The 10,131-nt window shown below is 46.0% G+C and carries 11 protein-coding genes; all 11 read right to left on the reverse strand.

Annotation, left to right across the window (positions count from 1 at the left end):
• Positions 1 to 633, reverse strand: a complete 633-nt coding sequence (gene rsmG / locus FIV04_RS15020) for a 16S rRNA (guanine(527)-N(7))-methyltransferase RsmG (protein WP_150870618.1) — start codon at positions 631 to 633, stop codon at positions 1 to 3.
• Positions 633 to 2,528: a tRNA uridine-5-carboxymethylaminomethyl(34) synthesis enzyme MnmG gene (gene mnmG, locus FIV04_RS15025; protein WP_152469499.1), complete on the reverse strand. Its 1,896-nt coding sequence runs from the start codon at positions 2,526 to 2,528 to the stop codon at positions 633 to 635. The genes rsmG and mnmG overlap by 1 nt, the downstream gene beginning before the upstream one ends.
• Before the next feature lie 483 nt (positions 2,529 to 3,011).
• Positions 3,012 to 3,446 carry an FMN-binding protein MioC gene (gene mioC / locus FIV04_RS15030; protein ID WP_152469500.1) on the reverse strand — a complete coding sequence of 145 codons (435 nt, stop codon included), beginning with the start codon at positions 3,444 to 3,446 and terminating at the stop codon, positions 3,012 to 3,014.
• A gap of 45 nt (positions 3,447 to 3,491) precedes the next feature.
• Positions 3,492 to 4,853 carry a tRNA uridine-5-carboxymethylaminomethyl(34) synthesis GTPase MnmE gene (gene mnmE, locus FIV04_RS15035; RefSeq protein ID WP_152469501.1) on the reverse strand — a complete coding sequence of 454 codons (1,362 nt, stop codon included), beginning with the start codon at positions 4,851 to 4,853 and terminating at the stop codon, positions 3,492 to 3,494.
• Positions 4,854 to 4,991: 138 nt separating this feature from the next.
• Complete coding sequence (gene yidC / locus FIV04_RS15040; protein ID WP_032548628.1) at positions 4,992 to 6,611, reverse strand: membrane protein insertase YidC; 1,620 nt, start codon at positions 6,609 to 6,611, stop codon at positions 4,992 to 4,994.
• A gap of 2 nt (positions 6,612 to 6,613) precedes the next feature.
• Positions 6,614 to 6,871, reverse strand: coding sequence for a membrane protein insertion efficiency factor YidD (yidD, locus tag FIV04_RS15045; protein WP_084181753.1), 258 nt, complete (start codon positions 6,869 to 6,871; stop codon positions 6,614 to 6,616).
• Entirely contained in the window at positions 6,838 to 7,161 is a 324-nt protein-coding gene (gene rnpA, locus FIV04_RS15050; protein WP_032548627.1) for a ribonuclease P protein component, read from the reverse strand. Before rnpA ends, yidD begins: the two co-directional genes overlap by 34 nt.
• A gap of 45 nt (positions 7,162 to 7,206) precedes the next feature.
• Positions 7,207 to 7,341 (reverse strand): 50S ribosomal protein L34, encoded by a 135-nt coding sequence (rpmH, locus tag FIV04_RS15055; protein ID WP_004735800.1) that lies wholly within the window; start codon positions 7,339 to 7,341, stop codon positions 7,207 to 7,209.
• A 206-nt stretch (positions 7,342 to 7,547) separates the two neighbouring features.
• Positions 7,548 to 8,285 carry an amino acid ABC transporter ATP-binding protein gene (locus tag FIV04_RS15060; RefSeq protein WP_032548626.1) on the reverse strand — a complete coding sequence of 246 codons (738 nt, stop codon included), beginning with the start codon at positions 8,283 to 8,285 and terminating at the stop codon, positions 7,548 to 7,550.
• Positions 8,282 to 8,953, reverse strand: a complete 672-nt coding sequence (locus FIV04_RS15065) for an amino acid ABC transporter permease (RefSeq protein ID WP_032548625.1) — start codon at positions 8,951 to 8,953, stop codon at positions 8,282 to 8,284. Before FIV04_RS15065 ends, FIV04_RS15060 begins: the two co-directional genes overlap by 4 nt.
• 118 nt (positions 8,954 to 9,071) lie before the next feature.
• Positions 9,072 to 9,821: an amino acid ABC transporter substrate-binding protein gene (locus FIV04_RS15070; protein ID WP_032548624.1), complete on the reverse strand. Its 750-nt coding sequence runs from the start codon at positions 9,819 to 9,821 to the stop codon at positions 9,072 to 9,074.
• Between the last annotated feature and the right edge of the window lie 310 nt (positions 9,822 to 10,131).

Raw genomic sequence — 10,131 nt, forward strand, 5'->3', positions numbered from 1 at the left:
TTATCCCTGACGCGATAACGTTACTAGATGACGCTCTCCATCAAGCTCTGGAACTTGCAAAGCTTTGATGTCAGTTACTGAACACCAGTCCGGTAACTGATCCATTTCGTCTCTAGGATGTTGTCCTTTAAGAGCCAAAAATACACCGGATTGCTCTTTAGGTAAATGATGACACCACTCAACCATGTCTGTCATTGATGCAAACGCACGACTGAGCACAGCGTCAAACTTTTCTTCTGGCTGGAACTCTTCAACGCGACTTTGAACAGGTGTCACGTTGTCGATACCCAGCTCATGTACGACTTGCTTGATAAAACGAATACGCTTTCCAAGGCTATCCAACAAGAAAAACTCACAATCAGGATTCATAATTGAGAGCGGGATACCAGGAAGGCCTGGGCCCGTACCGACATCAATAAAGCGCTTACCCTGTAAGTGAGTGCTGACAATGATGCTATCTAAGATATGTTTCACCATCATGTCCATCGGGTCGCGAACCGAAGTTAGGTTATACGCCTTATTCCATTTATTGAGCAGTTCAACGTAACCAACCAGTTGGCCACGTTGTTTATCTGATACTTCTAGGTCGGTCTGGCTGATCAGGTGATCCAGTTTTTCGCGTAGTGCACTCATTATGCTTCCTCACCTTTCTTCAGTAGGCCATGTTTCTTCAAGTAAACCAGTAGGATAGAGATTGCAGCCGGCGTAATACCTGAAATTCGAGAAGCAATACCAATCGACTCTGGCTTCGCCGTCGACAATTTAAGTACGACTTCGTTAGATAGACCTTTTACTTGGCTGTAATCAAGATCAACAGGCAGTTTGGTGTTTTCGTGACGCAGCGACTTTTCGATCTCATCTTGCTGACGCTGAATGTAACCCTCGTATTTTACTTGGATTTCAACCTGTTCTGCAGCTTGTTGATCGTCTAAAGCTGGAGAAAAACGATCCAGAGCCGTCAGTTGTGAATAAGTCATTTCTGGACGACGCAGAAGATCCTCACCGCTCGCTTCACGCGACATTGGCGTTTTTAGGATCTGGTTAAGTGCATCGATGTCTTCAGATTTCGGGTTAATCCACGTCTCTTTCAGACGCTGACGCTCTTTCTCCATGTTTTCGATCTTCTCGTTGAAGCGTGCCCAGCGCGCATCATCAATCAGACCCAGCTCACGAGATTTTTCCGTTAGACGGATATCAGCGTTGTCTTCACGAAGCAGCAAACGGTATTCCGCACGAGAGGTAAACATGCGGTACGGTTCTTTGGTACCCATGGTTGATAGGTCGTCAATCAGAACCCCCATGTACGCTTGGTCACGACGTGGGCTCCAACCCTCTTTGCCTTGAGTAAACAAGCTTGCGTTCAAGCCCGCCATCAAGCCTTGCGCCGCCGCTTCTTCATAGCCAGTAGTACCATTTATCTGGCCAGCAAAGAACAGACCCTTGATAAACTTAGTCTCGTAAGTCTGTTTTAAATCACGTGGATCAAAGAAATCGTACTCAATTGCATAGCCTGGACGCACGATGTGTGCATTCTCGAAGCCTTTCATTGAGCGAACAATCTGCACCTGAACATCGAATGGCAAGCTGGTCGAGATACCATTTGGGTATAGCTCGTGCGTGGTTAGGCCTTCCGGCTCGATGAAAATCTGGTGGCTGTTCTTATCTGCAAAACGCATCACCTTATCTTCGATTGAAGGACAGTAACGCGGACCGATACCCTCAATCACGCCCGCATACATTGGGCTGCGGTCTAGGTTGTTGCGAATCACTTCATGAGTAGATTCGTTAGTGTGCGTGATATAACACGGGATTTGACGTGGCTGCTGCGCACGGTTACCCACGAATGAGAAAACAGGTGTTGGATTATCACCGTGCTGAACCTCAAGTTCAGAGAAATCGACACTACGAGCATCAATACGCGGTGGAGTACCCGTTTTTAGGCGATCAACACGGAAAGGAAGATCACGCAGACGCTGAGCCAATGCGATCGATGGTGGATCACCTGCGCGACCACCTGATGAACTTTCCATACCGATATGGATCTTACCGCCTAGGAATGTACCAACCGTTAATACCACAGCCTTAGCATGGAATTTCAGTCCCATTTGCGTCACAACACCGACGACTTGATCCTGTTCTACGATCAAATCATCCACTGACTGTTGGAACAGAGTCAGGTTTGGTGTGTTTTCTAAGGTGCTGCGAACGTACGCTTTGTACAGGGCACGGTCAGCTTGAGCGCGTGTAGCACGAACAGCTGGTCCCTTAGAGGCATTAAGAGTACGGAATTGAATACCTGCATGATCAATGGCTTGAGCCATCAATCCACCCATTGCATCGACTTCTTTTACTAAGTGTCCCTTACCAATACCACCAATCGCTGGGTTACAAGACATTTGTCCCAGGGTATCGATATTGTGAGTAAGGAGTAACGTACTTTGACCAGTACGCGCAGATGCGAGTGCGGCTTCCGTTCCTGCATGGCCGCCACCGACTACGATGACGTCAAATTTTTCGTGATAAAGCATGAACCGACCTCAGGTATTCAAACGATTTCTAGACAGATAAAAAGGAGCGATATTCTACCTGTTTTCATAGCGTGAGAAAACGTTTTTGGAATTTTTCAGGAACGCTATTTTTAAATAATATAGATAAGATCTTTAAAGAGATCTTTTATTGGATCTATTATTAGGATCGAGAGGTTCTGTGGATAACTCAAAAATGATCAACAAGATCATGGATCTTTTTTGGATCAAATGATGTGATCTAATTTTGATCAGGATGAGGATTAGCTGGGATCAAAAAGGCCACTTATACACACCACGAAAAGTGATCTTAAGTTGTTATTTGGATAACTATAGGTTAATCACTGTATTTCTATGATCTTATCCACAAGGAAAATGGCAATAAATGAGAAAAAAGTGCCATTTCATTGGTAAAAGTTATTCACAGCTGGTGGTTTTGGGTACAAAAAAAGCGGCTTTCGCCGCTTTTTTATCGATTATAGAGCTCTAAAACTGCTCACTATGATCGTTAAACCACTCTTCTGCAGCGTCTTCGGGTACCGGAGTCTCCAATACATCGATGGTAAAACAGTCAGAAATCGCTTGTGCGCCAAGATTTGTTAATAACTCGTAGGCGGCTTGGCCTGCGGCGCAGAAGGTGTCGTAGCTTGAGTCACCAATCGCAATTACAGCAAAACGAACCTTATCGAGTTGAGGTGCTTGCTCGGTCAGATCGGCAATGAATGGCTTAATATTGTCTGGGAATTCGCCTGCACCATGAGTTGATGTCACGATCAACCAAGTATCTTGCTGCGGGATCGATGCATACTCAGGTTGATTGTGGAGCGTGATTGCCTGACCTTGTTCTTCGAGGAGATCATTTAAGTGATCACCAACGTACTCAGCCCCACCGAGTGTGCTGCCCGTAATAATGTGGATCATGGATATTTCCTTATAAAAAGGGCGAGCCATGCTCACCCTAAGTTTTTATTTACCAATACAGAAAGAAGAGAAGATGCGACCGAGTAGGTCGTCTGAGCTGAACTCACCGGTAATCTCGTTAAGGTGCTGTTGAGCAATCCGCAGCTCCTCTGCCAAGATTTCACCTGCCATATAGCCTTCAAGCTGTTGCTGACCAATATCCAGGTGCTCTGATGCGCGTTCTAGTGCATCAAGGTGACGTCGGCGTGCCATGAAGCCGCCCTCGTGGCCACCAGCAAAGCCCATGCACTCTTTTAGATGATTACGAAGAGAATCAATACCTTGGCCTGTTTTCGCCGATAGACGAATGAGCGTTGGGTCATTCACATGACAGATCCCTAGCTCTTCACCCGTTTGATCGGCTTTATTACGGATCACCGTCATACCGATTTTAGCCGGTAGGCGATCAACAAAATCAGGCCAGATATCTTTCGGGTCAGTCGCGTCTGTGGTTGTACCATCCACCATAAATAACACTCGGTCTGCTTGTTCAATCTCTTCCCAAGCACGTTCAATGCCGATTTTCTCGACTTCGTCAGATGCGTCACGCAGGCCTGCAGTGTCGATGATATGCAGTGGCATGCCATCAATGTGGATATGTTCACGCAGTACGTCACGTGTAGTACCAGCAATATCAGTTACGATAGCGGACTCTTTACCAGATAGTGCGTTGAGTAGGCTCGATTTACCCGCATTAGGACGACCAGCAATCACCACCTTCATGCCTTCGCGCATGATGGCACCTTGGTTAGCCTCTTGGCGAACCGCTTCCAAGTTGTCGATGATAGCCTGTAAGTCAGCACTTACTTTTCCGTCGGCTAGGAAGTCGATCTCTTCTTCTGGGAAGTCGATTGCCGCCTCAACATAGATACGTAAGTGGATCAGTGACTCCACCAGCGTGTTGATGCGCTTCGAGAATTCACCCTGCAGTGACTGGAGTGCCGATTTTGCCGCTTCTTCAGAGCTTGCATCAATCAGGTCAGCAATCGCTTCTGCTTGGGTTAAATCCATTTTGTCATTGAGGAATGCGCGCTCTGAGAACTCGCCGGGACGTGCTGCACGTACGCCTGAGATGGTTAGGATACGCTTAATCAACATATCCATAACCACAGGGCCACCGTGACCTTGAAGCTCAAGAACATCTTCACCAGTGAAGGAGTGCGGGTTAGGGAAGTAAAGGGCAATACCTTGGTCTAGCTCAATACCATCATGAGATTTGAATGGCAGGTACTCAGCGTAGCGAGGTTTTAAAACCTTACCAGTTACCTCTAGAGCAACCTGAGCTGCCTGTGGGCCTGAAACGCGGATAATACCGACACCACCACGCCCGGGCGCGGTCGCTTGAGCAACAATCGTATCTGTAGTCATAGTTGTGCCTGCTAGCAAGTGAACGCCGACAGGGCGCTCACGATTAATCAATTAGCTGAATTGTAATCAGCCCAAAACAAAAAGGCGACCTTTTGGCCGCCTTTCTTTTAACTCTTAGTCTTACCGACTGCGTAACGCTTACTTAGAGTGTAAGCCTTTCTTCTCCAGCTGCTTGTAGATAAGCGTTTGCTGAATCAGAGTTACGATGTTCGATACTAGCCAGTAAAGAACCAGACCAGATGGGAAGAACAGGAAGAAGAATGTGAACATAACCGGCATGAAGGTCATGATCTTCTGCTGCATTGGATCCGTTACTGTTGTCGGGCTCATCTTCTGAATTAGGAACATTGAAGCACCCATTAGAAGTGGCAAGATGTAGTAAGGGTCTTGTGCTGAAAGGTCAGTAATCCAACCGAAGAACGGTGAGTGACGCAGTTCAACAGACTCCATTAGTGCCCAGTATAGAGAAATGAAGATAGGCATCTGTAGAAGGATAGGTAGACAGCCGCCTAGCGGGTTTACTTTCTCTTTCTTGTACAGTTCCATCATTTCTTGGCTCATGCGTTGACGGTCATCGCCAATACGCTCACGCATTGCAGTCAGCTTAGGCTGAAGCATACGCATTTTCGCCATAGACGTGTACTGAGCTTTCGTTAGTGGGTACATAGCACCACGAACGATGAATGTTAGGATGATGATTGCTACACCCCAGTTCGATACAAAGCCTTGAATGAACGAAAGCAGAGTATGAAGTGGTTTCGCAATAAACCATAGCCAGCCGTAGTCCACTACTAGGTCTAGGTTTGGTGCAACTTCAGCCATTTGGTCTTGAAGTTTTGGACCAACCCATAGTGTGGCTGTGAAGTTTGCTTGGTCGCCATTTGCAATCGTCTTGTTTGGCATGCGAACACCGATGTCGCCAAGGTTGCCAATCACACGAGTGTAAAGGTTGCTGCCTGCTTCGTCGCGTGGGATCCATGCACTTGCAAAGTAGTGTTGGATCATCGCTGCCCAACCTTGACCGTTTGCTAGGTTAAGAGACAGGTTGCGATCTTGCATGTCGTCGAAGCTGTATTTTTTGTAACGCGTATCTTCCGTAGAGTAAGCACCACCACGGTAAGTTGGCATTGTTAGGCTACCGCCGTCATCCATTACGTTTTGACGTAGGTGAGCGTACATACCAAATGTTGCGTTGTTGCCTGAGTTGTTCACGACATCGTATTCAACATCAATCGCGTAGCTGCCGCGCTTAAGGATGAATGTTTTGGTGTAATCAAGGCCGTTCGCTTGGTAGGTCATTGGGATGCGTAGTTCATCTTGACCATCCGCCAGTGTGAAGCTGTCAGCTGAAACTGTGTAGCTTGGGCGGTTCGTGCTGCTTAGGTCGATACCTTGTGGGCCAACAAGACCACTTTGAGCGATGAATTGGTGACCAGGTTCGTTCTTAAGTAGAACAAAGCTGTCTTCTGAATCGTATTCAGCAGAGTAGTCGTTAAGGCTTGCCGATACCACGTCGCCACCAACCGTATCAATTGACAGAGTCAGTACATCAGTGGTTACTGTGATCGCTTTTGCCGAAGCAACTTGACCCGGAGCTGGATCTAGGTCGTCTGCATAAGATGGCGCTGGTAGAGTGCTGCCAGATTGTGCCTGCTCAACCGCTTGTGGTGCTGGGTTCTTCGCTACGTTCCACTGTTGGAACAGTAAGAAAGATACCAGAGCCAGTGCGATTAACAGGATATTACGTTGAGAATCCATCGTTATTTATCTCTGTCTTGTTTTTGGACTGGTGGAACGGGGTCATAGCCCCCTTCGTTCAAAGGATGGCATTTTAATAGACGTTTGCCTGATAACCAACACCCTTTTACAAAACCGTGAGCTTTCAACGCTTCTATCGCATATAAAGAGCAGGTTGGAGTAAATCGGCAGCGAGGGCCAATGAGTGGACTAATGAACCATCTATAGAAATAGATAGGTATTAGCGCTAACCACGCGAAGGGCGAGACAGGCGAAGCCATAATTTGTCTAATAATTTGAACATTTCTTCATTGCTCAAATCTTGCGCGCTCTTTTTAGCAATAACAACAAAATCTTTGTTAGGAAGTTTGTGTTGATTGTTACGAAAGCTTTCACGGCATAGGCGCTTAAATTTATTGCGACCAACGGCGGTTTTAATCTGCTTTTTCGGAACGGCTAATCCAAGACGAGGATTTGAAAGAGAGTTTTTACGAGCAATGATGGTGAAATGAGGGGAGCCAGCTCGATGAGCTTGCTTGAAGACATTTTGATAATGTTCGGGAGTTAACAAGCGTAACTCCCGACCGAAGGCTAGCTTTTTCAAAATAATCAAAGATTACTTAGAAAGACGCTTACGGCCTTTTGCACGACGTGCATTGATTGTTGCGCGACCGTTCTTAGTAGCCATGCGAGCACGGAAACCGTGAGTACGCTTACGCTTTAGAACTGTAGGTTGAAAAGTGCGTTTCATTGTAATTACCTTACTGATCAGTAGTTTTAGGTTTTTGTTAAACCCGGCGTGGGCATTGTTTCCCTCTTTATATAAAGAAAGGAGAACCGACGCCTCTCAACAAAGAGGCGGAATTGTAATCACTGTCACAAAAAGTGTCAATGATTGGGTTAACTAAAATTCCGGTCGGGGGATTATACGTAGAATCTCTAAAATCTCAAGGATCCTTACTCGATCCCAACCTTATTTAGGAATTTTTTTAATTTAGGATCTTGTGGATTACCAAAAATATCCTGTGGAGATCCTTGCTCGACAATGTGGCCGTCAGCCATGAAGATCACTCGATCCGCGACTTCTCTCGCGAACTGCATTTCATGGGTAACCACCAGCATAGTTTGATGCTGATTTGCCAGTTTTTTCATTAGGTTAAGTACTTCACCGACCCACTCAGGATCGAGTGCAGAAGTCGGCTCATCGAACAGAAGTAGCTCTGGTTGAAGGGCCATGGCACGGCCAATACCAACACGCTGTTGTTGACCGCCTGAGAGCGCCGCAGGGTAGCTATCAGCTTTGTCGCCTAGACCAATATCATCAAGTATTTGTTGTGCTTTTTCATAGGCTTGCTGCTTCTTCCAACCACGTACCGTGATCAAACCTTCAGCGATGTTTTGCTTGGCAGTTTGATGCGCAAACAGTGCGTAGTTTTGGAAGACAAAGCCGGTCTTACGACGCAGCGCTAATACCTCTGCTTTGGTGTGATTTTCAACGTCCACCTTGATGTCATCAATCGCAATCGAACCTTGATCGGCGTGTTCTAGAAAGTTCACGCAACGCAATAGGGTCGACTTACCAGTACCACTCGAACCGATGATAACGATAATCTCACCTTGTTGGATTTCAAGGTCGATACCTTTAAGGACTTCCGTCTCTCCAAACTGCTTGTGGATATTTTCTAATTTGATCATCGTGCATACGCCTTATTCAGTTTCGCTTCGGCCCAAAGTTGAATACGAGTTAAAATCACCACCACACCCCAGTAGATAAGTGCTACGGCTAAGAACGCTTCGAAGAAACGGAAGCTTGAAGATGCCTCCATTTGCGCTTTTGCCATAATCTCAGCCACACCAAGGGTGAAGGCAAGCGAGGTCGACTTAATCATATCAATGAAGTAGTTCATCAGTGACGGTAGAGCGACACGTGTTGCCTGTGGCAGGATCACACGGCGCATCGCCTGACTGGTCGTCATACCTACCGAAAGACTCGCCTCCATTTGGCTGCGGTCGATACCAATAATCGCGGCACGAATACTCTCTGCCATGTAGGCGGCGAAGTGCAATGTTAAACCAATAACTGCGGCACTGAAGGCATCTAAGCCAACCATCCATGGGAACACTTGCGGTAAGCCGTAGTAAAGCAGGAATAGCTGTACCAGCAGTGGGGTACCACGGAAGAAGCTAATATAGAGTTGGCTGAGTTGATCCAGTACTGGGATTTTGAACACACGAATGTTTGCTAGTATCACAGACAGGATCAGGGCAAAGAATAGGCCCCATATTGCCATCTCCATGGTTGTGCCTAGATACTTAAACAGTATCGGTAGCAACTCCAGCATGTAATTAAAGTCAAATCCCATAATCTATCTCGTTTGGTTATGTCAGGCGTTGGGTAATGTGTTGTGGTTATTAGTGACTAGAAAAAGAAAAACCCACTGCAGAGAAAAGCAGTGGGTTATGGCTGTTTAGAGTGAGTAATTACTTCTTAGTAATGTCCGCACCAAACCACTTCTCAGAGATTTTCTCTAGCGTACCGTCAGCACGCATTGCTGCAAGTGCTTCGTTTACTTCGGCTTGAAGCTTCTTACCGTTTTCGTTATCAACAAATGGCCATGCGTTTTCGATAGTTTCGAAAGGTTGACCTGCTAGTTGCAACGGTAGACCTGTTTTCTTGATTAGCTCAAGAGCTGATAGGCGGTCCATAACAAAAGCATCTGCGCGACCTAGTGCTACATCGTGCTCAATACCTGTGTCGTAAGTTTTTACGTTGATTTTGCCGTCTTTGTCGTAGTTACGTAGCAGCTGTTCAAAGTTTGAGCCTAGGTTAACCGCAACGGTTTTACCATCTAGGTCTTCAATACCTTTAATGCTGTCGTTACCTTTACGTACAGTAATCTGTGCGCCATCAACCACGTACGGGTCAGCAAATAGGTATTTTGCCTTACGTGCGTCTGTCATTGTGATTTGGTTTGAGATCGTATCGATACGACCTGTTTCAAGAAGACCGAATAGACCAGAGAAGTTCGCTGTTACGTACTCCACTTTGTAGTCATTACGTTTACCAATTTCATCCCACAGATCCACTTCAAAGCCTTGTAGCTTATCTTGCTTCACAAACGTGAACGGGAAATAACGGCCAGACATGCCTACTTTTACTTCAGTGGCAGCTTGAACAGTAGCAGCAGATAGTGCGATAGCCGCAATTGCAGCTTTAACCCAGTTTTTCATTTGGTAACTCCTTATCATTATGGGGTGAGATGTTACTGGGAAAACAGTCAATAGAATAAATAACCAGATGTTATTAACCATAACCAGATTGAATTCTAATTTTGGGGATAACTAGACAGGATCCGGGCATAAGTGGATCATTATGTGAGTAAATTTGGGGCAATTTGTGTGGATCCAGACATTTTGGCTAAAATTATTGTGAATAACTTAGATCTTATTCACTGGATCCGCGATCAATTGCTGGCGATCTGATTTATCAACAGGTAAAATTGCCCGTCATTTCAAATAACTTAAATAGAGTGGGGGCACC

The organism is Vibrio sp. THAF190c, from assembly GCF_009363355.1.
Taxonomy (GTDB): domain Bacteria; phylum Pseudomonadota; class Gammaproteobacteria; order Enterobacterales; family Vibrionaceae; genus Vibrio; species Vibrio fortis_A.